The organism is Neptuniibacter sp. QD57_21, from assembly GCF_047778075.1.
In the GTDB taxonomy this organism is placed as follows: domain Bacteria; phylum Pseudomonadota; class Gammaproteobacteria; order Pseudomonadales; family Balneatricaceae; genus Neptuniibacter.
On record NZ_CP180549.1, the window covers coordinates 57,113 to 83,843 of the forward strand.

The 26,731-nt window shown below is 47.3% G+C and carries 19 protein-coding genes; 10 read left to right on the plus strand and 9 right to left on the minus strand.

What is annotated here, in order from left to right; all coding sequences use genetic code 11:
* Nucleotides 1-69: 69 nt before the first annotated feature.
* Both ACMXYS_RS00265 and ACMXYS_RS00270 read left to right on the plus strand, forming a co-directional pair.
* Complete coding sequence (locus ACMXYS_RS00265) at nucleotides 70-4,797, plus strand: response regulator (protein WP_415897244.1); 4,728 nt, start codon at nucleotides 70-72, stop codon at nucleotides 4,795-4,797.
* A complete protein-coding gene (locus tag ACMXYS_RS00270; RefSeq protein ID WP_415883010.1) occupies nucleotides 4,794-5,666 on the plus strand; it encodes a diguanylate cyclase in 873 nt (290 codons plus the stop codon). The genes ACMXYS_RS00265 and ACMXYS_RS00270 overlap by 4 nt, the downstream gene beginning before the upstream one ends.
* Nucleotides 5,667-5,695: 29 nt before the next feature.
* On the opposite strand, the gene ACMXYS_RS00275 is transcribed toward ACMXYS_RS00270, so the two are convergent.
* Nucleotides 5,696-7,924: an EAL domain-containing protein gene (locus ACMXYS_RS00275; RefSeq protein WP_415897245.1), complete on the minus strand. Its 2,229-nt coding sequence runs from the start codon at nucleotides 7,922-7,924 to the stop codon at nucleotides 5,696-5,698.
* Nucleotides 7,925-8,175: 251 nt separating this feature from the next.
* Between ACMXYS_RS00275 and ACMXYS_RS00280 the strand changes: the two genes are divergently transcribed.
* The 5 genes from ACMXYS_RS00280 to ACMXYS_RS00300 all read left to right on the plus strand — a co-directional run bounded on the left by ACMXYS_RS00280 (nucleotide 8,176) and on the right by ACMXYS_RS00300 (nucleotide 13,924).
* Entirely contained in the window at nucleotides 8,176-9,546 is a 1,371-nt protein-coding gene (locus tag ACMXYS_RS00280; protein ID WP_415897246.1) for a sodium:proline symporter, read from the plus strand.
* 14 nt (nucleotides 9,547-9,560) lie between these two features.
* Complete coding sequence (locus ACMXYS_RS00285; protein WP_415883013.1) at nucleotides 9,561-10,406, plus strand: metallophosphoesterase family protein; 846 nt, start codon at nucleotides 9,561-9,563, stop codon at nucleotides 10,404-10,406.
* Nucleotides 10,407-10,604: 198 nt separating this feature from the next.
* The gene (locus ACMXYS_RS00290) at nucleotides 10,605-11,762 is read left to right on the plus strand and encodes an acyl-CoA dehydrogenase family protein (RefSeq protein ID WP_415883014.1); all 1,158 of its coding nucleotides are present in this window, start codon (nucleotides 10,605-10,607) and stop codon (nucleotides 11,760-11,762) included.
* Nucleotides 11,763-11,820: 58 nt separating this feature from the next.
* Complete coding sequence (locus ACMXYS_RS00295) at nucleotides 11,821-13,473, plus strand: AMP-binding protein (RefSeq protein WP_415897247.1); 1,653 nt, start codon at nucleotides 11,821-11,823, stop codon at nucleotides 13,471-13,473.
* A 28-nt stretch (nucleotides 13,474-13,501) separates the two neighbouring features.
* A complete protein-coding gene (locus tag ACMXYS_RS00300; protein WP_415889795.1) occupies nucleotides 13,502-13,924 on the plus strand; it encodes a PaaI family thioesterase in 423 nt (140 codons plus the stop codon).
* 43 nt (nucleotides 13,925-13,967) lie between these two features.
* Here the strand turns inward: ACMXYS_RS00300 and ACMXYS_RS00305 are convergent, their stop codons facing one another.
* Together ACMXYS_RS00305 and ACMXYS_RS00310 are read right to left on the minus strand one after the other, a co-directional pair.
* Nucleotides 13,968-14,588 carry a response regulator transcription factor gene (locus ACMXYS_RS00305; RefSeq protein WP_415897248.1) on the minus strand — a complete coding sequence of 207 codons (621 nt, stop codon included), beginning with the start codon at nucleotides 14,586-14,588 and terminating at the stop codon, nucleotides 13,968-13,970.
* Entirely contained in the window at nucleotides 14,585-16,102 is a 1,518-nt protein-coding gene (locus ACMXYS_RS00310) for a PAS domain S-box protein (RefSeq protein ID WP_415897249.1), read from the minus strand. Before ACMXYS_RS00310 ends, ACMXYS_RS00305 begins: the two co-directional genes overlap by 4 nt.
* A 195-nt stretch (nucleotides 16,103-16,297) precedes the next feature.
* Between ACMXYS_RS00310 and ACMXYS_RS00315 the strand changes: the two genes are divergently transcribed.
* The 3 genes from ACMXYS_RS00315 to ACMXYS_RS00325 all read left to right on the plus strand — a co-directional run bounded on the left by ACMXYS_RS00315 (nucleotide 16,298) and on the right by ACMXYS_RS00325 (nucleotide 19,810).
* Complete coding sequence (locus ACMXYS_RS00315) at nucleotides 16,298-17,932, plus strand: acyl-CoA synthetase (protein WP_415897250.1); 1,635 nt, start codon at nucleotides 16,298-16,300, stop codon at nucleotides 17,930-17,932.
* Nucleotides 17,933-18,324: 392 nt separating this feature from the next.
* Nucleotides 18,325-19,152 carry a helix-turn-helix domain-containing protein gene (locus ACMXYS_RS00320; protein ID WP_415897251.1) on the plus strand — a complete coding sequence of 276 codons (828 nt, stop codon included), beginning with the start codon at nucleotides 18,325-18,327 and terminating at the stop codon, nucleotides 19,150-19,152.
* Between the two features lie 55 nt (nucleotides 19,153-19,207).
* A complete protein-coding gene (locus ACMXYS_RS00325) occupies nucleotides 19,208-19,810 on the plus strand; it encodes a LysE family translocator (RefSeq protein ID WP_415883021.1) in 603 nt (200 codons plus the stop codon).
* A 13-nt stretch (nucleotides 19,811-19,823) separates the two neighbouring features.
* Here the strand turns inward: ACMXYS_RS00325 and ACMXYS_RS00330 are convergent, their stop codons facing one another.
* From ACMXYS_RS00330 to ACMXYS_RS00355, 6 genes are read right to left on the minus strand one after another with little or no spacing between them, the layout of a single operon-like run.
* Nucleotides 19,824-20,648 carry a class I SAM-dependent methyltransferase gene (locus ACMXYS_RS00330; protein WP_415897252.1) on the minus strand — a complete coding sequence of 275 codons (825 nt, stop codon included), beginning with the start codon at nucleotides 20,646-20,648 and terminating at the stop codon, nucleotides 19,824-19,826.
* A gap of 20 nt (nucleotides 20,649-20,668) precedes the next feature.
* The gene (locus ACMXYS_RS00335; protein ID WP_415892986.1) at nucleotides 20,669-22,357 is read right to left on the minus strand and encodes an AMP-binding protein; all 1,689 of its coding nucleotides are present in this window, start codon (nucleotides 22,355-22,357) and stop codon (nucleotides 20,669-20,671) included.
* 57 nt (nucleotides 22,358-22,414) lie between these two features.
* Nucleotides 22,415-22,996, minus strand: a complete 582-nt coding sequence (locus tag ACMXYS_RS00340; protein WP_415897253.1) for a peroxidase-related enzyme — start codon at nucleotides 22,994-22,996, stop codon at nucleotides 22,415-22,417.
* 8 nt (nucleotides 22,997-23,004) lie between these two features.
* Nucleotides 23,005-23,916: a hydroxymethylglutaryl-CoA lyase gene (locus ACMXYS_RS00345; protein WP_415897254.1), complete on the minus strand. Its 912-nt coding sequence runs from the start codon at nucleotides 23,914-23,916 to the stop codon at nucleotides 23,005-23,007.
* Nucleotides 23,913-25,934, minus strand: coding sequence for an acetyl/propionyl/methylcrotonyl-CoA carboxylase subunit alpha (locus tag ACMXYS_RS00350; protein ID WP_415897255.1), 2,022 nt, complete (start codon nucleotides 25,932-25,934; stop codon nucleotides 23,913-23,915). Before ACMXYS_RS00350 ends, ACMXYS_RS00345 begins: the two co-directional genes overlap by 4 nt.
* A complete protein-coding gene (locus ACMXYS_RS00355) occupies nucleotides 25,931-26,722 on the minus strand; it encodes an enoyl-CoA hydratase/isomerase family protein (RefSeq protein ID WP_415886451.1) in 792 nt (263 codons plus the stop codon). The genes ACMXYS_RS00350 and ACMXYS_RS00355 overlap by 4 nt, the downstream gene beginning before the upstream one ends.
* Nucleotides 26,723-26,731: the final 9 nt, after the last annotated feature.

The window sequence follows — 26,731 nt, forward strand, 5'->3', positions numbered from 1 at the left end:
TGATATTGATCGGTTTTATAATTCTGTCAGCAATTGATCTGCACAAACTAGCCAAAGGACGTACTCTGTATGAAGAGGGAAGAGGCAGCTGAGTCTTCCACACCCAATCCTGATATTGGTCGCAAGGCTTCATTGCGTGTAAAGCTCATGGTATGGATGACCTTGTTAGCGCTTATCCCCTTAGCTTTCGTATCTTGGTTGAGTTATCAACAAGCTAAAGATAGTTTGTTAGTGGCCGCTGAGGAAAAGCTCCGTCAATCTTCTTTAGTGACAATTCGCTCGATTCGAAATTGGTTTGACTATCGAGTGGTCGATCTTCGATTTAAAGCAGAATCCCATGATACCCTTTCTATGTTGTCCTCTCTTTCAAGAGGAATTCAGCATAGTGGGTTAAGTGCTAAAGATTATGTTTATAGCGAAGATTGGTCTCAACGAGTAGACAAACATAAAGCTGATTTAATCAGTTTTAGTCGCCGCTATGATTATATCTCCGATCTTTTTTTGATTGATAGCCGCGGCAATATCCTATTTTCTGTAGCTCAAGAAAATGATTTGGGCACAAGTCTGCAGCGTGGACCTTACAGCAGAACAAAATTTGCCTACAGTGTTAAAAATACTCTTCGTAGCGGCAATGTCTCGTTTTCTGGCATGGAAGTATATGCTCCTTCCAATGATGCCTTTGCCGGTTTCTTAACTGCTCCAATTAATGATGAAAATGGCAGAACTATAGGTGCATTCGCCATTCAGCTGCGATTTGACCGAGTTTTTGATCTACTTGATGTGGCTGTAGATGAGAAAGAGCAGCATCTTCACTACTTGATGAATATTAACGGCACTTTAATTACTCCAATCGGAAACAATCGGGATGAGGTGCTCAAACGTAAAGTTGAGACAGAGATGTATCTACATGCAGTGGCAGATACTGATCAAAATTCGATTCAGCATGCTTTGAATTATATAGGTCCTAATGGAGTACCGGTTATTGGTATGCATGATGTCATTGTGCTTGAAAATATCCGTTGGATTTTGGTTAGTGAAGTTGACCTAGATATCGCTTTAAAAGCATCTCACTGGTTAGGGCAAGTTACTTTGGTCTTGTGCTTAGTTACTGCCTTGATGGTCTTATTGATGGGGTTTGGCATTGCAGGCCGTATTAGTAGGCCTTTGATTACTCTGGCGCATGCCAGTCGCGAAGCATCGACGGGCAATACTGGGCGGGTTGAGGTCAATGCCAATAATATAGAAACTGCCCAGCTGGCTGATGCGTTTAATCTGATGTTGGAAACTAGAAAGCTTCATGAGGCTGAGTTGAGGCGTAGTGCCGAGCGAGCTAATCAAGCTTTGCTGGAGCTAGGGGAGCAGAAGTTTGCTTTGGATCAGCACTCTATTGTGGCGGTCACCGATCTCAAGGGAACGATTACCTATGCTAATGAAAAGTTTTCTCAAATTAGTGGTTTTACCCGAGAGGAATTGATCGGGCAGAATCATCGCATTCTTAATTCTGGATATCATCCACGGGAATTCTTTATCGAGCTCTACCGTACGATTGCTTCAGGAGAGGTATGGAAAGGAGAGATTCGAAATCGCAATAAACAAGGTGGTATTTATTGGGTTGAGACAACTATTGTTCCTTTTAAAGATGATGCGGGTCACCCTCTGAGTTATGTCGCTATTCGAAGTGATATAACTAAGCGTAAGCAGATGGAGTTGGAAATTACTGAGGCGTTGACCATACAGGCATCGATTTTAGAGTCCACGGATAACGGGATTCTAGTAACTAAGAATGATGGTAGTGTTATTCGTTACAATAAGCGTTTTGCTGAACTATGGGGATTACCAGAAGAGTTTAATGATCATTCCCATGTGCTTGGGCCTATTTTAAGGCAACTGAATAATGCTGATGAGGCCGCACGCAATGTTAAAGGCCTGATCAACTCTGAGGGGCGCTCTCATTTTACCAGCTTGAGCCTGAAAGATGGTCGAACATATGAACAATCGTCAATTCCTATGTACGTTGAGGATAATGCGGTAGGTAGAGTATGGTCTTTCAGAGATGTTTCAACCCGCGTGGATGCCGAGCAAGGTCTGATTAAAGCTTTGGATCTGGCTGAAGATATGCAGGGTAAGCTTGAAGATGCGTTAAGTCGTGTGGATGTTGCGGTGGAGTCCTCGGGGCTGGGTATTTGGGAGTGGGACCTGATCACCAATGAACTGCAATGGGACGATCAGATGATCAAGATCTACCAAGTGCCAGAAGAGGTTATTAATAATAATCTCTATTTTGATTATTGGCGTGAGCGGGTTTGTCCGGAAGATATTGAAATGGCCGAAGGCTCGCTAAAAGAGGCTGTTCGTGGCCGACATGACTGGCACTGTGAATTTCGACTTAATTTTCCTGATGGAACGGTACGTTATGTGAAAGCGACAGCTGCCCATATGGTGGATGATCAAGGACGTTCCTTAAAAATGATCGGCACCAATCTGGATGTCACCGTTGAGCGTGAGATGGAGCAGAGCCTAATTGCGCTGAAAGATGAGGCAGAACAAGCCAATATCGCGAAGAGTGAATTCTTAGCCAATATGAGCCACGAGATTCGTACCCCGATGAATGGCGTACTTGGTATGTTGGGGCTATTGCTGAACACGCCTTTGACCGACGATCAGCGGCATCGTGCGGTCGTTGCGCAAACCAGTGCTAATTCCCTGCTGGCATTGATTAACGATATTTTAGATTTCTCCAAAGTGGATGCAGGCAAGTTAGAACTAGAATGTATCGACTTTAACTTGCGCGGTATGTTTGGTGAATTTGCAGAAGCGATGGCGCTGCAAGCTCAAGATAAAGGTTTAGAGCTTATTCTTGATTTGACCGGTGTTGAAACCTCTATGGTTAAAGGTGATCCAGGACGTTTGCGTCAGGTGTTAATTAACTTAGTGGGGAATGCCATCAAATTCACAAGTGAAGGTGAGGTGGTTATCCAGTCACAGTTGCAGCATCAAGGCGATCAGTTGCGTTTAGATTGTAGTGTTAAGGATACGGGAATAGGTATTCTTCCTGGAAAACTGCCTGAACTGTTTGAATCCTTTAGTCAGGTAGATGCTTCTACTACTCGTGAATATGGTGGTTCTGGGCTAGGGCTCGCTATCTGTAAAAAATTATGTGAACTGATGGGTGGAGAAATATCGGTACAGAGCACGGTTGGTCAAGGTAGCGAGTTCATCTTTAGCGTATACCTAGAAACGAGCGAGCAAGCAGAAGTAGTTGTTCCTTATACAGGTATAGAGAACCTAGACATCTTAGTTGTTGATGACAATAGAACCAATCGCGAAGTGCTATCTGCACAGTTACTGCATTGGGGAGCGAAGGTTGTAGAAGCGGAAGATGGCAATGAAGCTATTGCTCGCTGTGAGGAATTTTACGAGTCTTCAACAGCCTGCTTTGATGTTGTCTTTATGGATATGCAGATGCCGGGTATGGATGGTGCAGAACTAGGGAGAATACTTAAAGCTGATCATAGATTCAGTTCCGCTAAACTCATTCTCATGACCTCAATGGCTCATCGTGGTGATGCCAAACGTTTTGCTGATATAGGTTTTAGTGGTTATTTTCCTAAACCTGCAACTACTTCAGATATCTTCGACGCTCTTCAAGTGGTTGCGAGTGGTGGTGAGGCACTGAGTAATGCCTCGCCGCTAGTAACTAGTCATTATCTAAAAGATCTCTCGATTGAAGGGCACCCTACCTTAGGTGAGAAGCGTATCCTAGTGGTTGAAGATAATCAGATTAACCAGCTGGTGGTACAAGGGATCCTACAAGAGTTAGGTCTCACCGCTGATATGGCTGGTAATGGTTTAGAGGCGTTGCAGAGCCTAAATGCTGCACTAGAAAATAACTGCCCTTATGATTTAGTGTTGATGGACTGTCAGATGCCAGAGATGGATGGATATGAAGCCACTCAGCAAATTAGGGCAGGCAAAGCTAAACAGAAAAATATCACGATCCCCATTATTGCGATGACAGCGAATGCTATGGCAGGGGATAGGGAGAAGTGTCTGGCTGCAGGTATGGATGATTACCTCAGTAAACCGGTCTCTCCTGTTGCACTTAATCAGGTGTTACAACGTTTCTTAGGGATTGCCGAGACGGTTTCACAACCTGAGGAAGTTGAACAAGTGGAAGAGATTTCTGTTGCGGTTTGGGACAAGCAGGATGCTATCGCTAGGATGATGGGCAAAGAGGAATTGATTGCTCCATTATTAGAGATATTCGCGGTCGATGCTGATCCTATAGTAGACAACATTAAATCATATATAAGTAAGTCTGATTGGGCAGCGGCAGGTAAATCAGCCCATGCAGTTAAAGGTATGGCTGCTAACCTTTCAGCAATAGCCCTGCAGGCCCAAGCTGCTAAGTTGGAAAAGTTAGCTAAGGCTGATGATGGGGATGGTGCATTACAAGTAATGCCTGAGTTTTTGCAGGCTTATGATGAGGTTAAAGCCTGTTTTGCAGAATACACCTCGCAAAAAACAGAGCCTATGCCAGTAGGTCTCACTGAGGATGAAGTAAAAGAGAAAATTATTTCTATTCGGGAAGCCGTTAATTTAGGTAGCTATATCGATACCACAGAGTATGATGACTTATGGAAGAGCGCGAGCGGTTTGGAATTGAAGGAGCCGTTAGAACAGCTTCACGCTAGATTATCAGCATTTGATTTTGAAGCTGCTGAGGATAGCTTGGCTATATTGGAAGAAGCGCTCGGTATTCAACCAGAGCTTTCGGACGGAGTCGACAAGACATGAGCAAGCCTGTCGTTTTAATCGTAGACGATGTGCCTTCAAATATTAAAGTCTTGGCAAACTGCTTAAAGGATCATTACCGGATTAAGGTGGCGACCGGGGGGAATGATTGCCTCAAACTAGCGGTTGCTGACCCCTTACCTGATCTTATCCTGTTAGATATCGAGATGCCTGATATGGGCGGCTACGAAGTATGTCAAAAGCTGCAAGGTCAGCCTCATACTCAAGATATCCCTATAATTTTTGTGACCGCACGAGATGCTGATCGTAATGAAGAGCTCGGTTTGCAACTGGGTGCGGTGGACTATATTGCCAAACCGGTCCGTCCATCGATTGTACTCGCGCGAGTGAATACTCATGTAACGTTGAAGCAGCAGCGAGATCTACTTAAAGAGATCGCATTGAAGGATCAACTCACAAGTCTCTACAATCGTTACTATCTTCTAGAAACTGCTGAACAGCGTTTAGCGCATACAGAGCGCCACAGTGATCCGCTCAGTGTCATGCTGCTCGATCTAGATTTCTTCAAACAGGTAAACGATACCCATGGTCATTTGGTTGGCGATAAAGTGCTGCGTGAGCTCGGTGACCTTTTAGGGCGTATATGTCGCAAAGATGATATTCCTGCGCGTTTTGGTGGGGAGGAGTTTGTTATCTTGCTAGGGCATTGTGACCTTGCATCAGCTAAGGAAAAGGCTGAAGAAATTCGCGAGCAAGTAGAACAATTGAAACCAGAAGGGTTGGATATAACCGTCAGTATTGGTGTGGTGCAATTCTACCCGGGTGAGAGTATCGAACAGTTGTTAGATCGCGCGGATAAGGCGCTATATAGAGCAAAAGGTGAAGGTCGAAATCGCGTGGTCAGTGAGTAATTACCCAATAATCTGAGCTAGCGGCCCTACTAGCTCAAATGCTTGTCCAACCAGATACAAAGCTGCTCCAACTCCATAGGTTTCGCATAGTGATAGCCTTGAACTTCGAAGCATTGTAGCTCTTTTAAGCGTTCTACTTGCTCTGCTGTTTCTACCCCCTCTGCAATAACCGCCATATCTAGGTCTCGACCTAAGTTAATAATCATCTCAGGTATATGTGTCCCTTTCTGTTTATCCAACATTTTATCGATAAATGATTTATCGATTTTTAGGCGATCAAAGTTAAGTGTTTCTAAATAACTGAGGCATGAAAATCCGGTACCAAAATCATCAATCGCGACTTTGGCGCCAAGATCGTGAATTACCTGTAATATCTCTCGCACACTGTTGGTGTCGATCATGGCAACAGACTCAGTTACCTCGAACTCAACTTGTTGTGGCTTAAGAGAAAAGTTATCCAACTTACTTTTTATAAGCTTTAAAAAGTCAGGGTGACGGAATTGAGCCGGTGAAATATTGATGCCTACTTGAAGACCCAAACCGTACTTTTTCTCGATGATCTCCAGATCACGCATCGCGGTGTCCATGACCCACTCACCGATAGGGACGATTAGACCAGAGCTTTCGGCAACAGGGATGAATTCGACTGGAGATATCAGAGCGCCGCTCTTGGTACGCCAGCGGATAAGCGCTTCAAAACCGCTGATTTTACCGGTGCGAAGATCAATTTGGGGTTGGTAAGCGAGGAACAATTCGCCCTCACTGTACGCCTTACGTAGCCCTTGAAGCAAGAGCATACGTTGTTGTGTTTCACGCTCAATTTCATGGGTATATTCAATAAATTCGCCACGTGCAATATCTTTAGCGCGTTTAAGGGCTATATTTGCACGCTTGATCGCATTATTACCGCTTATATTGGCATCTTTAAGGATGTAGCAGCCTTGTGTGATGGAGATAGAGAGCTCATCTCCGAATAACTCAAACGGTTTGGTCAGCATCTCGTTGATCTGTTCAACGGTAAAGCTATTTTCTGGTCCCATAACACCAAAGGTATCGCCAGAAATACGGCAGATAAACGAGCCCTCAGGCAGGTTTGCGCTGAGACGGTTTGCGACCAGTTTAAGTAATTCGTCACCCGATTCTGAACCTAAGGTGTCATTCATGCCACTGAAATGATCAATATCGATCAGCGTAATAAGCTGTGGATGAAGCTGCCTGAGCATGGTTTTATCGATGTGATTAGCAAAGGAAACGCGGTTAGGGATATTTAATAAAGAATCGAAATAGGCGTAATTGTGTAAGCGATCGAGAATGGTCGCGTTATCGAGGCAGACAGAGATGTTACTGCAGAAAACTTCGAGCAGTTGATGCTCTGTTCCTTCAAGTGGTCGCTGAATATCTAGGTATAGCAACATGTCATTACGGAATTCACTTGGGAAGTAGAGTACGCAAGCGTAGTCATTCTCAATGCTTCGGCGCTTGCTGCTGGCTTCCAGTAGCATTGCATTGATATTGGCATCCTCGATAACTTCGGGAAATTCCTTTTGACTGCTAGGCTGAGCAGATGCAGCTACAATTGTAAATTCAGATCCGGTTGCATTAACTTCGTCGTCACTGTTTTTCTTAAAGCAGATCATGCCTTCTTCTGAAATACCTAGTAACGCTGCTAATTGGCAGATAATACCGTTTGCTAGCTCTCGAATACCGTGTAGTGACATCAATTCACTTGAGGCGTGTACGATTCTTTCTAGCCCTTTGCGGCTGGAGTCGATAGCGGTTATTTCAGAGTAAGACCGGATTGCGGCAGTAACGCTGGTGTAAAGACGAGTACGGGTTAGGTCGGCTTTATTCTTGTAATCGTTAATATCGTATTTGAGGATGACTTCAATTTCTGGGGCGTACCCTGGCTGACCGGTTCGTAAGATGATGCGGGTATTAGTCAGTGCCAGATCATCACGAATCGTTTTGACTAGATCTAAGCCTGCACTTTCTGTTTCCATTACAACATCAAGCAGGATGACCGCTATATCTTTATTCTCAGTGAGTGTTTCTTGTGCTTCTTTTGCCGAATAGGCGTGTAGTAGCTCTAAAGGTTGTCCTAGAAAAACCAAACCTTTTAAGCCGAATTTTGTTACCTCATGAACGTCTTTGTCATCATCAACGACTAAAACCTTCCAGGGTCGTGAACTGTTGTTTGTTGCCGCCAGAGTAGAATCGTTATTTTCCTCTTCGGCAAAAACAATGAGTTCATCAGACATAGACTTTCCTCATACGATGGGATTACTACTAAGTATATGCAGAGATCATTAAAAATCTTCCTTGATTATCAATTTATTGAACCTTATTAGTTATAAACGAGGTATGGCATTACCGCCAGTTGGATTATCTGATTTGATCAAACAATCAAGAGAGTCTATTACGATTAAAGAATGTTTGAAAAGACGGGGAACTGCTTTCAAGAGTCGCTGTCTGAGCAAGCATCCTTCCCCTTCTATAAATGGAGTTACCTATGGACATTTGGCTGATTTTGCTTGTATCGGCTTTAGCGTTGGTTTCAGTTTTCCTTTCACGCAAAGTAAATCATGAAAGTAGTTTTTTTAAAGGCCGAACCGCAGAAGGTCTAGCGCCGGGGCTTTTAACGCTGATTTTCTCGCAGGTAACAACTTGGATCTTTGCACGCTCGCTTTTGAATGCAGCCATTTTGGGCTTCTATTACGGAATTTGGGGAACATTAGCTTACGCGGCTTATTATCTGTCGTTTTTGACCGGAGGAAAGATTGTCGATCACCTCCGATTTGAGCAAGGGTACGAGAGCGTTCAAGCATTTCTAATTGATCGTTTTGGTCAATGGGGCAGTCGCTGTTACAACTTTGTCATCGGTGTGCGTCTGGTCAGTGAGGTGTTTGCTAACCTGCTGGTTATCGGCATCTTGTTTGGTGCGGCTGGCACGCAATCTTATACATTGGCGGTTGTTGGCTTAGCGGTTGTTACCTTGATCTACTCCATGTTGGGCGGCTTGCAGGCGTCTCTGCGTACAGACTTCTTCCAGATGATGGTGTTTATTGGTGTATTGGCGGTGTTGTTAGCCTTGGTGGCTGGTGGCGGTCACTTCAATGCCGATCTAATCGCGTTTAAACCGTTTGAAATTAGTGATCCCGGTCCAATCCTATTGATCGTTGCCCTGCTGCAGGTGTGGAGCTATCCAATGCACGATCCTGTGATGATGGACCGCGGTTTCTTGGCGGATCGTGAAACGACTAGACGTAGTTTTACCCATGCGGCTTGGATTAGCAGTATCTGCATTATCGCGTTTGGTTCATTAGGGGTGATTGCAGGCGCGAATGCGATTTCAGGGGAAGATATGAATCAGGCGTTGACGCGTCTATTGGGTGAGCTGCCGATGTTCCTGTTTAGTGCCTCTTTGATTATCTCTGCCATGTCTACCTTGGATAGCACGCTAACCAGCTCGGCGAAGATGATGGTCGTGGATATGAAGCTTCTGCCGGTTAATCTACGTAATGGCCGTATGGTGATGGTGCTGTTTATGTTGATGGGCCTGGTAATGGTGTTTATCGGCAATAAAGATCTGTTTAGTGCAGTAGCTGTAAGCGGCACGGCTTCGATGTATCTGGTACCTGTTATCTTCTTCAGTTTGTGGGCCAATCGCCGTGATATCCCAGTCTGGAGTTATCTAGGCAGTTTTATCCTAGCGATGGCTGGTGCTCTGCTCTACTTCACGGAATCTTCGGGTTACACGGCGTTGTTGGGCGAAGCCCATAAATACACTAAGTTACTTTGGATATGTGTGGTTGTGATGATTGGTGGTTGTGCACTGTTCTTAGTTGGTGGAGCCAGCCAAAAGCAACTACAGCCGGCTTAATGAGTTAAGTGACTGTGAGTCTAGGAAATATGGACCTTGGAACACTAACAGGGCCGCTGCTGATATTTGGCGGCCCGTACAGCAATTTAGCGGCCACCAGAGCGCTTAAACAGGAAGCCGACAGGTTGGGCTTATCTTCGCAGCAGGTTATCTGCACAGGGGATCTGGTAGCTTACTGTGCGGAACCCGTCGAGACATTAGCGTTAATCCGTGACTGGGGTATTCCTGTGGTGATGGGGAACTGTGAGGAAGCCTTAGCTGCGGATGCGCCTGATTGTGGCTGTGGTTTTTCGGAAGATTCGGCTTGCTCCCTGCTCTCAGTTGAATGGTACCTATTCGCCAGTCAGCAGGTCTCTCAAGACGATAAACTATGGATGGGGAAACTACCTCGGCAAATCAGCTTTGAGCTGGCGGATAAACGATTTCAAGTTGTGCACGGCAGTGTCGACCGGATAAATGAATTTATCTTTGCCAGCAGTTCAGCGCAGCATAAGCAGACTCAGCTAGATCTAGCGGGTGCTGATGTTGTGGTTGGCGGTCACTGTGGTATCCCTTTTGGAACGCAATTGGAGCAGGGGTATTGGCTGAATAGCGGTGTGATCGGCATGCCGGCGAATGATGGCACGGCTTCTGTCTGGTACATGCTTTTGACGCCAAATGCGCAGGGCATTGAGGTCAGCTGGCATCGCTTGGATTATCCTGCGGATCAGGCTAGCGAGAATATGCAGCAAGCGAATTTGGCAGCGCCTTACGCTGAATGTTTACGGACAGGCTTTTGGCCTAGCGAAGATGTTTTGCCTGAATCAGAGCGCGCAATGCGTGGGCAAATGCTCGAACTTTCTTCGATCCTTATCACCTAATTTACACTTCCTTTTATCCTCATCTCCTGTAGTAACTCTTAAGTTAATAAAATTAATAGGGGTTACTACTTATCTGTTGTTTTCCTAGGCTTATACTGAATTCTTCAGATTTTGTCTGTTTTATGCCTGTCATTTTTATCTTTACCAAATGAAATATATAAGGTATAGATTAGGGTAAACCCTAATAAGGTGTTCCTTATGGATTTCACATTAACAGAAGAACAACAACTGATTCAGGATACCGCCAAGCGCTTTGCTGAAAGTGAATTAGCACCGGTAGCGGCGGAGCTGGATCAGACAAAAGACAAGAGCATTCTGCTGGCCAATTGTCAGCAACTCGCCGAATTGGGCTTTATGGGGCTAAACATCTCTGCAGACCATGGTGGCACTGAAGCGGGAGCTGTCGCCTTCAGTTTAGCGATTACCGAGATCGCCCGTGCCTGTGCCTCAACTGCAGTGACTATGTCAGTGACCAATATGGTGGCGGAAGTCATACAGGCGATGGGCACTGAAGAACAGAAATCTAAATACTTGCCACTGATCTGCAGCGGCGAATATCGAGCAGGTAGCTTCTGCTTAACCGAAGCCGGTGCGGGGTCCGATCCAGCATCGATGCGAACTCAAGCGGTCAAAACCGATCAGGGCTATGAGATCAGCGGTACTAAGCAGTGGATTACTAGCGCTGAGTTTGCCGGCGTCTTTGTGGTGTGGGCGGTGACCGATCCACAAGCGAAAAAAGGTAAGGGGATTACCTGCTTTTTAGTTGAAGCAGGTAGCGAGGGGATCACAGTTGGCCCGGCAGAAAAGAAGATGGGCCAACATGGCTCAGCGACCAATGAAGTGTATTTCGATCGGGTGCTTGTACCTGAATCAGCGATTCTAGGTGAGCTAAATGATGGTTTTCGTCTGGCTGTGGCAGAACTTGCCGGTGGACGCATCGGTATAGGCTCTCTCGCACTGGGTGTTGGGTTAGCCGCGATGGACTTCGCCATCGCCTACACCAAAGAGCGTAAGCAGTTTGGTAAAGCGATAGCTGATTTTCAGGGCCTGCAGTGGATGATTGCGGATCGTTCTACCGAGTTGGAAGCCGCACGATTACTCCTTTTGAACGCTGCTGATCGTAAACAACGAGGGCTGACCTTCGCTAAAGAAGCCTCCATGGCAAAACTCTTTGCCAGTGAAAAAGCCAATCAAGCTTGCTACAGCGCGCTGCAGCTTTTAGGTGGCTACGGCTACATGCAGGAATACCCACTGGAACGTTATGCCCGCGATGTGAGAATTACCTCGATTTACGAAGGCACTAGCGAAATTCAGAGACTCATTATTGCGCGAGAAATACTGGCTGAGCACCAGTAATTAAAGATTGCTCATGCGTATAAGAATACAAAAATAAAAAATGATGGATGGGAAACTAATGACAACCGCAACCTATCAGGATTATTACGATAAGTTTGATCCGGCCATGATTGAAGAGCTCATGATCGGTAACCTCAAAGATGGATTTAATGTCTGTGAGGAGATTGTAGATAAATGGGCAGAAGGCGATCGAATCGCTCTGAATTATGAAGGTGCTGAGCGACCTGCTTCGCAAATGACCTTTGTTGAGTTGAAAGAAAAGTCGGCCCAGTTTGCAAACTTCCTTACCGCTCAAGGTATAGGTAAGGGCGATCGCGTTGCGGCTTTGCTACCGCGCACCCCTGAATTGATGGTGGTGATTATGGGTACCCTGCGTGCAGGCGCGGTATACCAGCCGCTGTTCACGGCGTTCGGTTCCGGTGCGATCGAGTATCGAGTTCAGCAAGCGGGTACAAAGCTGGTGGTGACCGACCCAAGCAACCGTCCAAAGCTTAATGATGTAACTGATTGTCCAGCCATCCTGACTTTCAATCGTGATCAGGCTGCTGATGCTACAAATGATCTCGATTTTGTTGCTGAGATTGAGCAGCAATCGACAGAGTTTACACCAGTAAAAATTGGCAAAGATGATCCATTTTTACAGATGTTTACCTCAGGCACAGTCGGAAAATCTAAAGGCGTTGCCGTACCAAGCCGAGCGCTACTCTCGTTCTACGTTTATATGCGTTTTGCTATTGGTTTGCGTCCAGAAGACACCTATTGGAATGTTGCCGATCCAGGTTGGGCTTATGGCCTTTACTACGCAGTGGTTGGTCCTCTGTTGTTGGGTAATACCACGCATTTTTGTGAGGCGGCGTTTACTCCAGAAAGCACCTACGACATGCTGCGTAAATATAAGATCACTAACCTTGCAGCGGCACCAACGGCTTACCGTATGTTGATGGCAAACGATGATGTGTTGGCTGCCGATGAAACTTTCTCGCTACGCGTAGCGAGCAGTGCTGGTGAGCCGTTGAACCCAGAAGTAATCAGTTGGGTCGACAAGCGCTTAGGTTGTCCTGTAATGGATCATTACGGTCAAACAGAAACCGGTATGACTGCATGTAACCATCATGATCTTAAGCAAGATGTTGTGCGTGTGGGCTCAATGGGCTTCTCAATGCCAGGCCATCGCGTTGTTGCCCTAGACGCAGACTTTAAGGAGATTCCTGAAGGTGAAACTGGGCAGTTAGCAGTAGATGTGGATAACTCGCCGCTGTTTTTCTTCCAAGGTTACACATGGCAAGAGAAGCACCCATTCCATGGTCAGTACTACCTCACTGGTGATGTCGTGATGAGTCATGGTGATGGCAGTTATTCATTCACCGGTCGTGATGACGATATCATCACTACGGCAGGTTATCGTGTAGGGCCTGCTGATGTAGAGAGTACATTGCTCGAACATGATGCGGTGGCTGAGTCGGGAGTTATCGGTAAACCAGATGTGAAACGTGGCGCTATTATTAAAGCCTATGTAGTGATTAAACGTGAGTTTGATCCCACAGAAGAGCTGGCTGAAGAGTTAAAGCAACTGGTACGTACGCGCCTATCAACTCACGCATTCCCTCGCGAGATCGAGTTTATGCCAGAACTGCCAAAAACGCCGAGTGGCAAGATTCAGCGCTTTATCCTGCGTAATAAAGCGCGGGATGAACATGAGGCGGTCGCTTAAACTGAGCTAAGGCAGATTGGAGTTGTGTATGAAGTTGAATATTGAACAGCTGCAGAGCTTTCTTGCAGAGCACTTTCCCCAAGGTGAGCAGTATGGGGAATTGGTGGAGTTAGGCGATGGTACTGCCACCATGCGTTTGCCGGTGGATGATCAGCATCTAAGGCCGGGAGGCACAGTCTCTGGCCCTGCGATGATGGGGCTAGCTGACGTGACTGTTTATGCGGCGTTATTAAGCCGTATAGGTCCCGTGCCTTTAGCGGTGACGACTCAGTTAAATATCAACTTTTTACGTAAGCCTTCTGCTGATCGCGATATCTTCGCTACAGCACAGATGCTAAAAGTCGGAAAGCGTTTGGCGGTGGGGGAAGTGTATATCTTATCGGAAGGGGATGAGGAACCGATGGCTCATGCGACCATGACCTACTCAATTCCTGATCCTGATAAGCGTTGATCGGCAAACTGATCGCACCTGAGGGCTCTCAGGTGCGGTTAGATCAAGCTTGTTCGTTTAGCTGAGCAGCTTGTTTTACCAGAGAAGCAAGGCTACCAGCGCGCATCTTGCTCATGACACGTGAGCGATGTACTTCAACCGTTTTAGGGCTGATATCTAGCTCTTCAGCGATCTGGCGATTGGCATTACCAGCAACAACCAGCGCCATTACCTCTTTCTCACGACGGCTCAGGCTAGCGTAGTTTTCTTGAATCTCTAACTGCGCACCTTGTTCGTCGCGTGCTTTTTGCGCTTTGCTTAACGCACGCCCAACTAAGCGTAGTAGCACATCACCATCGAACGGTTTTTCTAAGAAATCCATCGCGCCCTGTTTCATCGCGCTCACCGCCATTGGGATATCACCGTGGCCTGAGATCACAATAATCGGCATTTGGATATTACGCTCCTGCATGATTTGTTGCAGGGCTAGGCCGTTAATTTCGGGCATACGTACATCCAGTAACATACAACCGATTTCGCCATTAAAGTTATCCAGAAACTCCCGTGCAGAAGGGAAGGTAACAACGTTGTGATTGGCAGATTCTAAAAGCCATTGCATGGAATCACGAAAATCTTCGTCATCGTCAACAATATAGATAGTGCCTGTCGGGTTTGTTTGCATCATTGCTCTCTTAACGGCAGTTTCAGATAAAAGTGCGTACCGGTTTTACCGTCACTCTCTGCCCACATCTGGCCCCCATGGGTTTCGATAATGGTACGGGATATAGATAAGCCCATACCTAAGCCAGTTGTTTTGGAGGTGTAAAACGGTTCAAACAGCTTGGCTAAACCTTCGCTGCTAATCCCTTTTGCCTTGTCCTCTACCGAAACATGAATATAACCTTCGGCAGCTTTAGTGGTGATAATAACGGGTCTGTAGGTCTTGTTACAATCGTTGTAGGCCTCAATTGCGTTACGCATCAGGTTAAGTAGTACTTGTTCGATCTGTACTTTATCGGCCACAAGAGGGGGTAAGTTATCCCCAAATTGAAAATCGAAGGTGATGTTGTGGTCCTGAGCTTCCTGACAGAGAAAGGCGCTGACCTCCTTGCAACTGTCGTTAATCGGGAAAGCAAAACACTGGTAATCGGTTTTACGCACAAAGGAGCGCATCCGTTTGATGATCTCCGAAGCACGCTTGGCCTGCTTCATAATCAACTTCATCGAGCCAGATACGGTTTTCACCGGATCAGCATCGCCCTCTTCCAAACGCCTCTGCGTACCATGGCAGTAATTCAAGATCGCAGCCAAAGGCTGGTTTACCTCGTGGGCAAGGCCGGTGGCCATCTCACCTACTGAAAGTAGACGTGACATATGCGCCAACTCGAGTTGATGTCGTTTGGCTTCCTCTTCCGCTTGAAGGCGTAGGGTAATATCGCGTCCGATCAGCGAGTAATATTCAACCTGATCATTCTCGCGGCGGTTGCGATGGGCAATAATTTCGCGAATCTCCGCTACACGGTTCAATTCTGGGTCTAATTGCATCGGAATGCTTCCGTACCAAACCCCATGGATGGAGGCGTGTTCTAAGGCATCTTTGATCAGAGTGTCTAAGATCTCTTCAGAGAAAAGCTGCGACAGGTAGTAGACCACTGGTTTATCTTTCTCGGCACCGAGGGTGTGATAAGCAGACTCATTCAGATAGGTCAGCTTATGAGTTTTGTGGTTACAAAACATGATCATATCGGATGAGGCTTCAACCACACGCGCGAGTCGACGCATATCCCGTTGCGCTTCTTCACGCTCGGTTACATCTCGGGATACGCAGATGATCTCTTGCGGATTGCCATCGTCATCACGGATCACACGGCTGGTGGTTTCTAGCCAAATATAGTGACCTTTTTTGTGACGATATCGGTACACATTGGTGTAGACGCCACTACGATAACGGACGCTGTCATCACGCTTGGAAAGGTTATCGGCATCTTCAGGGTGGAACTGCTCATACCCTGCCATGCCGATAATCTCTTCGGGGGTGTAGCCGAGTACAGTTTCAACCGCAGGGCTGGCATCAATGTAGGTCCACTCTTTAGTGGGGGTATGCCGTGAAATCATATCGGTCGACTGCTCTGCTAACAGTCGATAACGATCAGCATCAGCCTTACAACGGGCGAGTTCTAAACTCTGGTCATCACTCATATTTAAACCTGCGGGAAATCCCGATCTTAAAACCTGTTATTTTTATACTTAGACTTTAAAGCAGCTTTAAGGATAAGGGAAGATACTTATATGTGGTTAATTGTAGTTTTAAGTCCGCTAAGCAGATGATCTGAAAGGTGTTTTTTTGATCAGTTGATGCTAGTTTTGGCGTGGGCAATTAAAGGAATAATAACAATGATAACAAGCCAAAACCCTTACGAGATTGGGCTCGATAAGAATCAAGCCAATTACGCTGCGTTAACTCCGCTCAGCTTTCTAGAACGAGCTGCATTTGTTTACCCCGACCATACTGCTACCGTGCATGGCGACGCACGCCGCAGCTGGTCCGATACATATACCCGTTGTCGTCGCTTTGCCAGTGCTCTGCAACAACGAGGTATTGGCAAGGGCGATACCGTATCCGTTATCGCGCCAAATCTTCCTGAAGTATTTGAAGCGCATTTCAGCGTGCCTATGTCCGGCGCGGTTCTGAATGCGATCAACGTGCGACTAAATGCCGAGGCGATCGCGTTTATCTTGCAGCATGCCGAATGCAAAGTGGTACTGGTGGAGCGTGAATTTGGTGCTTTGGTTAAACAAGCACTGGAGATGGCAGATATAGATCCCTTAGTGATTGCGATTGAAGATTATAGTTTCACTGAGGGTGAGCAGATCGGTAGTATCACTTACGATGAACTGCTGTTAGAAGGTGATCCTGAGTTTGCTTGGCAGCCGCCCGAGGATGAATGGGATGCGATCACGCTGAATTATACCTCAGGTACGACCGGCGATCCTAAAGGGGTGGTGTACCATCATCGAGGTGCTTATCTGAATGCCATGAGCAATGTGGTCTCTTGGGATATGGGGCGTCATCCCAAGTACCTTTGGACCCTGCCGATGTTTCATTGTAATGGCTGGTGTTTCCCTTGGTCTTTGGCTGCGTCTGTTGGTACCAGTGTGTCCCTGCGCCATGTTCGTGAAGAGAAAATCTACGATCTAATTCGAGAAGAAAAGATCGATCATTTCTGCGGTGCTCCGATTGTTCTAAATATGTTGAATAACGCCCCTAATGAGTTCAAGCAAGGGATTGAGCACAAAGTTAAGGTGATGACCGCTGGTGCTGCACCGCCTGCTGCAGTCATCCAAGGGATGGAGGAGATGGGGATTGATGTCACCCATGTCTATGGCCTGACAGAGACTTACGGCCCTTCTGTGCTGTGTGCATGGCACGATAAGTGGGATGACAACAGCATCGAAGAGAAAGCCCGTCTCAAAGCCCGTCAAGGGGTGAAAGCGCCTATGCTTGAAGACTTGATGGTGGCTGATCCAGATACTCTAGAACCTGTACCGCAAGATGGTGAAACCATCGGCGAAATCTTTATGCGCGGTAATCTAGTCATGAAAGGTTATCTAAAGAACAAACCGACTACGGATGCGTCCTTTGCAGGCGGCTGGTTCCACTCAGGTGACCTTGCGGTGTGGCATGAGGATGGCTACATCGAGATAAAGGATCGCTCAAAAGATATCATTATCTCTGGCGGTGAAAATATCTCCTCGATTGAGGTCGAAGGCGTGCTCTATAGACACCCTTCAGTATTGGAAGCCGCAGTGGTTGCCAAGCTGGATGATAAATGGGGCGAAGTACCCTGTGCCTTTATCAAACCTAAGCCTGATGCCAGCCTAACCGAGGCCGAAGTTATCGAGTTTTGCCGTTCCAATATGGCGCGTTTTAAAGCGCCGAAAGTGGTGGTGTTTGGAGAGCTCCCTAAAACATCGACCGGTAAGATACAGAAGTTTGTTTTACGCCAACGCGCCGAAGCAGAAGAATAGGCGCTGTATCCCTCTGCGCACTTTTCTTAAAGTGCGCAATTTTATCCAAGTATTAGTTTTGCTCATCCCTCTACACTGTAGTTAAGGAACCTACGAATAAGTCTCATACTTTCTCAGTGGGCTATAAAGCGACCAGATACGCGAAAGTCAGTGCAGTTAAATGTCGGTACCTTTGCAAGCTGACTGACAACGTAGATGGTCGTTTTAGAGCCCACCCTACGGGGCTTATAGAGTAACTGAATCGCTTTGTTAATGATTTTCGACAGGCAACCTGCATGCCTGTAATCATTGCCTCGCGCTTCAACTGCTCTGTAAGCCTGAGTCGTATAGGACTTGTTCGTAGGTTCCTTCAAGCTGCAGGCGATTTATACTAGCAAGAGCGGTGAAGAGTGATGAATCAGAATAACCAGTTCCAATACAGTAAAAGCGAGCATTTAGAACAAGTTACTGTTCTTAATGCTGCGATGAGCGATTTTTCTTATGGACGTCATGCCCATGAGGAGTATTCGTTCGGGGTTACGCTGACTGGTCGACAAGACTTTTTCTCCAGTGGTCAATTTCATCGTAGTCTCCCTGGCAATATTATCGTCTTTAACCCGGAAGAAGTGCATGACGGTCATTCCGGTATCGATGATAGATTGCAGTACCGCATGCTCTATGTGCACCCTGATCAGCTCGCACCTGTCTTCCAAGCCGCCGGTATCAAAAGCCAAGGCTTTCGTGTGGCGGATACACTGTTGGATGATGCCCAACTCCGTCAGCATATTCTGCAATTAGTTCAGCTGATCGAAGATCGCTCTGCAGATAAGCTGCGCCAAGAGTGCGAGCTTTATCAGATGGCAACGCGGATTACGCAGCTGTACGGCGAATGTCAGGCGGACCAAAAGGCTCGTCGTGTCGATAGCTTACTTCTGCGAGCACGGGATTTTATTAATCACAATCTACAAACTGATGTTTCGCTTGAAGAGTTGAGCCAACAAGCCAATCTCTCGAAGTATCATTTCCTGCGGATGTTTCGACAGCAATTTGGTATCACACCGCACCAGTATATTTTGAACTGCCGGATCAACCGCGCCCGTGAGGATTTGGAGAAGGGCAAAGCTCTGGATGATGTGGTGTTTGATTATGGCTTCAGCGATCTGAGTCACTTCAACCGGCGCTTCAAACCGATCTTTGGTATGACGCCCAAGCAATATCAGAAGCACTTTCTGAACGCTTAATTTCAAGGCTCCTCCGAGCCCCTTAAATCTCTCTTTTTAATCCGAGTTGATCACTATGGTTGAAATACTCCTGTACGCCTTTGGCGTGATGTACACCCCTGGTCCCTGCAATCTACTCAGCTTAAATGCCGGTATACATGGGCAGATTCGCTCGGCACTGGCGTTTAGTCTGGGTGTGGCCAGTGCGATGCTGGTGCTGTTTTTACTGTTTGGATATGTCGGCGCTTGGTTTATTACCGCGGGTTATGAGCTGTTTTTGAGTGCTGCTGGCAGCCTTTATATTCTCTACTTAGCTTACAAAGTGGCTCTGTCAGCCATGGCAATGACGGAAGTGAAAGCTAATCAGAACCCAATGAGCTTTAAAGAGGGGTTGATCCTTCAGTTGCTCAACCCTAAAGCGTTTATCGCGATCTTGCCGATAGTCTCGGTGCAGTTTCCGGCAGCCGAAATATCGGGATACGCTATTTTTGTCTGGTCGTTACTGTTATCCACAATGGCGTTTGGCGCGCCGAGTAGTTATCTGTTTATGGGTGCGCGATTAGGTAAGCTTATTCACAATCCACGCTACTTCCGTGGTTTAAACTGGGCGATGTCGTTACTGTTGGTGTATGTGGCGTTGGATATTGCTTATCAGCATATATTCCTGAAGCTAGCTTAGGGAGGATAGATCATCAGCAATTGGTTTGTGCGACCAGTTCGATGATTCTTATAGCATCTAAATCAAGGTTTTTAACCACATTGCTACCCATTTTCTTAAACTCTGGGCCTAAGATCATGGCGGGTGATACAGCGGCAGTCTCGCTTTGGGATTGTTGCTCTTTACTGAGTTGTTTTTGTCGCCAGGCGAGTGCCTCTTGGCTCCAGTCATCGTAACTTTGGATATTAAAGCCAGCTTGCTCGAGTAGGCTTTCTAAGTCTGTTTGTGTGATTAGGTGAGAGTTGCTCGGTTCTCGCGCCCAGGGCACGGGAAACTGCATTGCGTCGGTATTGGGCCCTTGGATGACTTCGTGTAGCAGTAAGCGGCCTTGTGGCTTTAAAACCCGTCGACATTCAGCCAATGCTTGCTGGCTATTGGGGATATTGAGCAGGCTATGCTGGAAGATAATGAGGTCAAAGCTATCGCTGCAAAAGGGTAATTGCTGCGCATCGGAAGTGACCAGTTTAGGAGCGTCAAAAGAGGGCAATAATTGTGATATTTGCTGGTGGGTTTGGTTAAATTCGTGGGTTATATCCAATCCAATGACATTAATACGCAGTTCCGACTCGATTAAACGCATCAAACCGCCCAACCCAGAGCCAATATCTAATACTCGATTCGGCCTGCACAATTTTATTTGTTGCAGTAGCTTCTTGGAGGCTTTAATGCCGCCGATATGTAACTGATCGATAGGGGCCAATTGAAACGCAGTTGGCCCCTGTGGATAAGATAAGTGCAGTTGGCGGATGATCTGCTCGCCATCGAATGCTTGTGAATAGTGTTTATTAACCTCAGTCACGGCCTATTCCTGTATCTAATCTAATTCTCATCGAGCCCCAACTCTTCGATAGAGATCTCTCGCATCTTAAATTTCTGGATCTTGCCGGTGACGGTCATCGGGAAATTATCGACAAATTTAAAATAACGCGGGATCTTAAAGTGACTTATCGCTCCTTGGCAGAAGCTTTTCAGCTCGTCTTCAGTCACGTTGTCTGCTTGCGGTGTCAGTTTGATCCAAGCGACCAGTTCTTCACCAAATTGTGGATCGGGTACACCGGTGACTTGGACATCTGAAATCGCAGGGTGGGTGTAGAGAAACTCTTCGATCTCTTTTGGATAGATGTTTTCGCCTCCGCGAATCACCATATCTTTGATACGGCCGACAATCTGCACGTAACCCTCAGCATCCATAATGGCGAGATCGCCGGTATGCATCCAGCCTTGCGAGTCGATAGCATTGTTAGTTGCTTCTGGATTGTTCCAATATTTCAGCATCACGCTGTAGCCGCGGGTACATAGCTCGCCTACATCACCTCTTGGCTGAACTTCGCCTGTGGCTGGATCGATAATCTGGCTTTCGATATGCGGTTGGGTACGGCCTACAGTAGAGACGCGTTTATCAAAGGGATCATCGGCAGCCGTCTGGGTGGATACAGGGCTGGTTTCGGTCATGCCGTAGGCGATCTGGACCTCGTGCATATGCATTTTGGTATTGACCGCTTTCATTACCTCCGCAGGACAGATAGATCCGGCCATAATGCCGGTGCGCAGGCTACTCAAGTCATACTGCTCAAACTCAGGGTGTTCCATCTCTGCGATAAACATCGTTGGGACACCAAACAAGGCGGTCGCACGTTCTTCGGCCACTGCGGTGAGGACGGATTGCGGCTCGAAACCTTCGTCAGGGTAGATCATAGCCGCGCCATGGGTAATACAGCCTAAGTTACCCATCACCATGCCAAAGCAATGATAGAGCGGCACCGGAATAACTAAGCGATCCTGATCGGTGAACTTCATGCTTTCGGCAACAAAGAAGCCGTTATTCAAAATATTGTGGTGCGATAGCGCCGCCCCTTTCGGGAAGCCGGTTGTGCCGGATGTGTACTGGATATTGATCGGGTCGTGAATATCTAAGCTCGTCTGCACAGTGCTAAGTTGCTCGGCACTGATCTGATCTGCGTGATTTAGAAATTCCTGCCAGCACCAACTACCTGCTAACGCTTGCGAAGAAAGGCTGATCACGCCCTTGAGGTTAGGTAGCGTAGCAGAGGTTAATTGGCCGGCTTGCGCTGCTTTAAGTTCTGGAGCTAAAGAGTAGAGCATCTCCATATAGTTAGATGATTTAAAGCTCACAGCAGAGACCAGATACTTGGTGCCTGATTGGTTAAGCGCGTACTCCAATTCATGTGTGCGGTAGGCCGGGTTGATGTTCACCAGAATCGCACCAATCTTCGCCGTCGCTAACTGAGTGATTGTCCATTCCGCACAGTTAGGGGACCAGATGCCGACTCGATCGCCTTTCGAAACCCCTATCGCCAGAAATGCCCGTGCCGCTTGATCTACCTGTTGTTGTAACTGCGCGTAGGTCAGGCGAATATTCTGATGGTGAACGATCAATGCATCGTTATCGGGGAATTTTTCTGCCGTTAAATCAAATTGATCACCAATGGTGATATCCAATAAGGGCTCGGCTTTAGAGCCTTGAGTGTAACTGTGTAGATCGGACATGTTGGATAAACCTTTTCTATTTTTGTTGTTAGGTCTATGTGTATTTCAGGCTGAGCTTTAACGATGCTGGCTGTGGTATTCCAGATTGGGTTGCATATCCACAGCGCTGGCGACTCGATTGGTCATGTTGTAGAAGCCTGCGATATTGGCGATATCCCAGATATCTTGATCACTAAAGCCGACCTCTCTTAGCTGTTGGCGGTCATCCTCATTCATGCGATGGGGTGATTCGGTAAGCTTCACCGAGAAATCGAGCATAGCGATGTGTCGTTCGGAAAGTTCGGCAACACGGTAGTTCATTACCAGCAGTTCACCGAGGGTGGGTTCTTGAGAGTATTCACGCACAGCAGCGCCATGTGCGACCTGGCAGTAGTAGCAGGCGTTACTGGCAGAAACGGCGACAGCGATCATCTCTTTTTCCAAATTGCTGAGACCACTTTTGCCTAGCATTAACTCGTTATACAAGCTGGAAAATGCTTCTAGCTGAGCAATGTTATGGCTGTAAGCTTTCAGCACGTTAGGGATTAAGCCCAGCTTTTCTTCGCATAAAGCGAAGTACTTCTGGAACACTTCTGGAAGTTGATCTTGTGAAGGTACAGGCAGATCTAACGCCGTAAGATGTGACGGTTGTGGATTCATGTTGTTTCTCAAATAGATGATTTGGGAGTGAGGGCTAGAGCGACTTTAGAGCCGTTACTGCGTTGCAGCTGCTGGCTGATCCAGTGGCTCACTTTTATAAGCTCGTCTAGTTGCACGCCGGTTTCTATGCCGAGGCCGTTGAGCATATAGAGCACATCTTCGGTGGCAACATTGCCTGATGCTCCTTGGGCATAAGGGCAACCGCCTAAGCCAGCGACAGAGGTATCAATAACGCTGATCCCCTCTTCAAGCACTGCATAGATATTGGCGAGGGCTTGGCCGTAGGTGTCGTGAAAGTGTGCAGCTAATTTTGAAACGGGTACTTCTTTCGTTACGGCTTCTATCAGCCTTTTAGCCTTCAATGGTGTACCGGTGCCGATTGTGTCGCCTAGAGAGATCTCATAGCAGCCCATTTCGATCATCTCTTTACAGACAACCGTGACCTGTTCAGCAGATATTTCACCGGTATAAGGACAACCCATCACCGTGGAAACATACCCTCTGACAGGGATATTGTTGGCGTTAGCTTTTTCGATCAGCGGCGCAAACCGCTCCAAGCTTTCGGCAATGGAGCAGTTAATGTTCTTTTGAGTAAACGCTTCTGAAGCGGCGGTAAATACCGCAACTTCATCAACCTCTGTGTTGAGTGCTTTATTCAAGCCAGTTAGGTTGGGAGTAAGTGCCGCATAAGTGGTGCTTGGATGACGCTGAATACCCATCATCACTGCACTGGCGTCAGCCATTTGTGGAACCCACTTAGGAGAAACAAAACTCGTGGCCTCAATATGACTTAAACCTGCACTGGACAGTGCATTGATCAGATCGATCTTAATATCAGTCGGGATAATATCGCCGGGCTCATTTTGTAAGCCATCCCGAGGCCCTACCTCGACTAATTTGACCTGCTTCGGCAACGTCATGATGCGGCTTCCTCTTCGGAGAATTCCAGCTCGAGTAGTTCCGCACCCTCTTCGACTAGATCTCCTGCGGCAAAGAATACTTCGCTGACTTTACCTGCATGAGGTGCTGAGATACTGTGCTCCATCTTCATCGCTTCCATGATCACTAAGGCTTCGCCGGCTTGTACCGATTGCCCTTGTGCAACTAAAACCTCAACGACGACACCGTTCATGGGTGCGGTGAGAGAGTGATCGGTTTTCCCTTGCTCAGAAACGTGCGTGGTTTGATGCAAACGGCATTGGAAGCAGAGGTCGTGATGAAACAGGTGAAGCTCATTACCATCACGGAAAAAGTGCATCTGTAGCTGTTGATCATCAACTTGAACCCGAAGCTGATCATCCTGTTGCGTTAGGCTGATGGAGTACTGATGCTCATCAATTGTAACGAGCTCTGTCTCTGCCCGTTGTTCGATATTTATGTCATGGATTGCTTCACCCTGCTGTAGCTGCAGTGTTCGAATAGACGGGATATTCAAGCGCCAGTTACGCAATGCCGTAAACGGAGAAGGGTGAGCATGGTTATCAGAGTGATCTGGTGTTTCTAACTGTCCAAACAGACTCGCTGCGATGGCGAGATAGAGTGAGCTGTCTATGACTGGCTCGGCAAAGAGCAGATCGTAGTGGCGTTCGATAAAACCGGTATCCAAGTCGAGATCTGCAAAAGGTTGTTCTGATGCTAGATCTCTTAAGAACTTCAGATTGGTTTTTAAACCGGCAATACGGTATTCCGATAATGCTCGATTCAGACGCAAAATTGCGGCATTGCGATCTTCACCCCAAACAATCAGCTTCGCGATCATAGGGTCATAATATGGGCTGACCTCATCACCGTTGCGGACACCACTGTCGATGCGGACGCAGTCGGATTCTTCGGGTGTGGATAAGTATTTTAAAGTGCCTGTCGCCGGCAGAAAATCTTGCGCAGGGTCTTCGGCGTAGATACGGGTTTCGATCGCATGCCCCTTAGCTTTGATCTGATCTTGAGTCAGCGGAAGCTGTGCACCTGCTGCGATTGCCAATTGCCACTCTACGAGGTCGACGCCGGTGACGTACTCAGTCACAGGGTGCTCTACCTGAAGACGAGTGTTCATCTCCATAAAATAGAATGAACCGTCGGTGTCGTATAAAAACTCGACTGTACCTGCGCCGACATAATCGATTGCTTGAGCGGCGCGGACAGCCGCTTCACCCATGGCCTTGCGGGTTTCGTCCGCTAAATTAGGGGCGGGTGCTTCCTCTATGATCTTCTGATGACGACGCTGGATAGAGCAATCGCGATCGGCCAGATAAACACCATTACCATGCTGATCACAAAAGACCTGCACTTCGATATGACGTGGCTGCTCCAGATAGCGCTCAATCAACATATCGGGGTTAGCAAAAGAGTTTTGCGCTTCTCGCTGCGCGGCTTGTAGGGCGCTATCGAATTCATCCACAGAGCGAACCACACGCATCCCTTTACCACCACCGCCAGCCACCGCTTTTAGCAGCTGTGGATAACCGCAGTCTATCGACGCTTGTTTTAGGCGCTGTGGATCTTGATCGTCTTCGTGGTAACCCGGAACCAAAGGTACATCGGCTTTCGACATAATCGCTTTGGCCGCGGACTTAGAGCCCATAGAGGTGATTGCGCTGGCTGGTGGGCCGATAAAGGTAATTCCGTGACGTTCCAACTCAGTCGCAAACTCAGCATTCTCCGACAGAAAACCATAGCCTGGGTGTACCGCTTCAATACCGGCTGTACGGCAGATCTCTAGGATTTTATCGGTGCGAAGATAACTCTCAGCACTAGGTGCGGGGCCAAGTAGATAGGCCTCATCAGCCATCTGAACATGCTTAGCCTTGGCATCCACTTCAGAGTAAACCGCAACACAGCGGATACCTAAGCGCTGTGCCGTTTTAATTACACGACAGGCGATCTCACCGCGGTTAGCGATTAAGATTTTGCGTGGTAGTGCCGTCGATTGTGTTTCGCTCATGACTCTACCCACTCTGGCTTTCGTTTTTCTAAAAAGGCGCTCAGGCCCTCTTGTCCTTCGGGACTGACTCTTATCTCGGCGATCCGTCTGGCTGTGTCGGTGATCAGATGAATATCGATATGACTATCACTGACGGCAGCGACTAAATGTTTGGCAGCGGCCATCGCCAACGGGCTGTTTTGCAGCAACTGATTGATCAATTGGTGGCAGCTATCATCGAGCAGCTCGGTTGTGGCCACGACTTGGTGAACCAGACCGTAATGATGGGCATCGCAGGCAGAAAAGGATTCGGCGCTGATCATATAGCGTCGAGCCTGCCTTGAGCCCATAGCTCGGATCACATAAGGGGAGATCACTGCGGGGATCAGGCCAATTTTGACCTCACTTAGGCAGAACTGACTCTGTTCGGTGGCGATCACAAAATCACAGCATGCAGCTAAACCTACCGCACCACCGTAAGCTGCACCTTGTACTAGGCAGATCGTAGGTTTGCTGAGAGTATCCAGTTGATGCATCAAAGCGGCTAACTGTTTGGCATCATCAAAGTTGTCGTCGTAGCTGTTCTTAGCCATACGCTTCATCCAGCCAAGATCGGCACCAGATGAAAAGTTCTTACCTTCAGACCGCAGCACCAAAACCCGTACCTCTGGGTCTTTATCACAGGCCTCTAGATGGCCTAATAATTGCGAGATGATCTGATCGTCAAAAGCGTTATGCACTTCAGGTTTGTTAATCACGAGATGCGCTACACCTTGGGCTTTATTCAATAACACTACTGGCTTAGTCATAGTCGCCTC

Bases quoted from the DNA above. Each gene is read 5' to 3' on its own strand.
- ACMXYS_RS00275 (WP_415897245.1), bottom strand. From the start codon at position 7,924: ATGTCTGATGAACTCATTGTTTTTGCCGAAGAGGAAAATAACGATTCT.
- ACMXYS_RS00335 (WP_415892986.1), bottom strand. From the start codon at position 22,357: ATGTCCGATCTACACAGTTACACTCAAGGCTCTAAAGCCGAGCCCTTA.
- ACMXYS_RS00320 (WP_415897251.1), top strand. From the start codon at position 18,325: ATGAATCAGAATAACCAGTTCCAATACAGTAAAAGCGAGCATTTAGAA.
- ACMXYS_RS00265 (WP_415897244.1), top strand. From the start codon at position 70: ATGAAGAGGGAAGAGGCAGCTGAGTCTTCCACACCCAATCCTGATATT.
- ACMXYS_RS00305 (WP_415897248.1), bottom strand. From the start codon at position 14,588: ATGATGCAAACAAACCCGACAGGCACTATCTATATTGTTGACGATGAC.
- ACMXYS_RS00355 (WP_415886451.1), bottom strand. From the start codon at position 26,722: ATGACTAAGCCAGTAGTGTTATTGAATAAAGCCCAAGGTGTAGCGCAT.
- ACMXYS_RS00300 (WP_415889795.1), top strand. From the start codon at position 13,502: ATGAAGTTGAATATTGAACAGCTGCAGAGCTTTCTTGCAGAGCACTTT.
- ACMXYS_RS00280 (WP_415897246.1), top strand. From the start codon at position 8,176: ATGGACATTTGGCTGATTTTGCTTGTATCGGCTTTAGCGTTGGTTTCA.
- ACMXYS_RS00325 (WP_415883021.1), top strand. From the start codon at position 19,208: ATGGTTGAAATACTCCTGTACGCCTTTGGCGTGATGTACACCCCTGGT.
- ACMXYS_RS00340 (WP_415897253.1), bottom strand. From the start codon at position 22,996: ATGAATCCACAACCGTCACATCTTACGGCGTTAGATCTGCCTGTACCT.
- ACMXYS_RS00270 (WP_415883010.1), top strand. From the start codon at position 4,794: ATGAGCAAGCCTGTCGTTTTAATCGTAGACGATGTGCCTTCAAATATT.
- ACMXYS_RS00345 (WP_415897254.1), bottom strand. From the start codon at position 23,916: ATGACGTTGCCGAAGCAGGTCAAATTAGTCGAGGTAGGGCCTCGGGAT.
- ACMXYS_RS00310 (WP_415897249.1), bottom strand. From the start codon at position 16,102: ATGAGTGATGACCAGAGTTTAGAACTCGCCCGTTGTAAGGCTGATGCT.
- ACMXYS_RS00295 (WP_415897247.1), top strand. From the start codon at position 11,821: ATGACAACCGCAACCTATCAGGATTATTACGATAAGTTTGATCCGGCC.
- ACMXYS_RS00350 (WP_415897255.1), bottom strand. From the start codon at position 25,934: ATGAGCGAAACACAATCGACGGCACTACCACGCAAAATCTTAATCGCT.
- ACMXYS_RS00315 (WP_415897250.1), top strand. From the start codon at position 16,298: ATGATAACAAGCCAAAACCCTTACGAGATTGGGCTCGATAAGAATCAA.
- ACMXYS_RS00290 (WP_415883014.1), top strand. From the start codon at position 10,605: ATGGATTTCACATTAACAGAAGAACAACAACTGATTCAGGATACCGCC.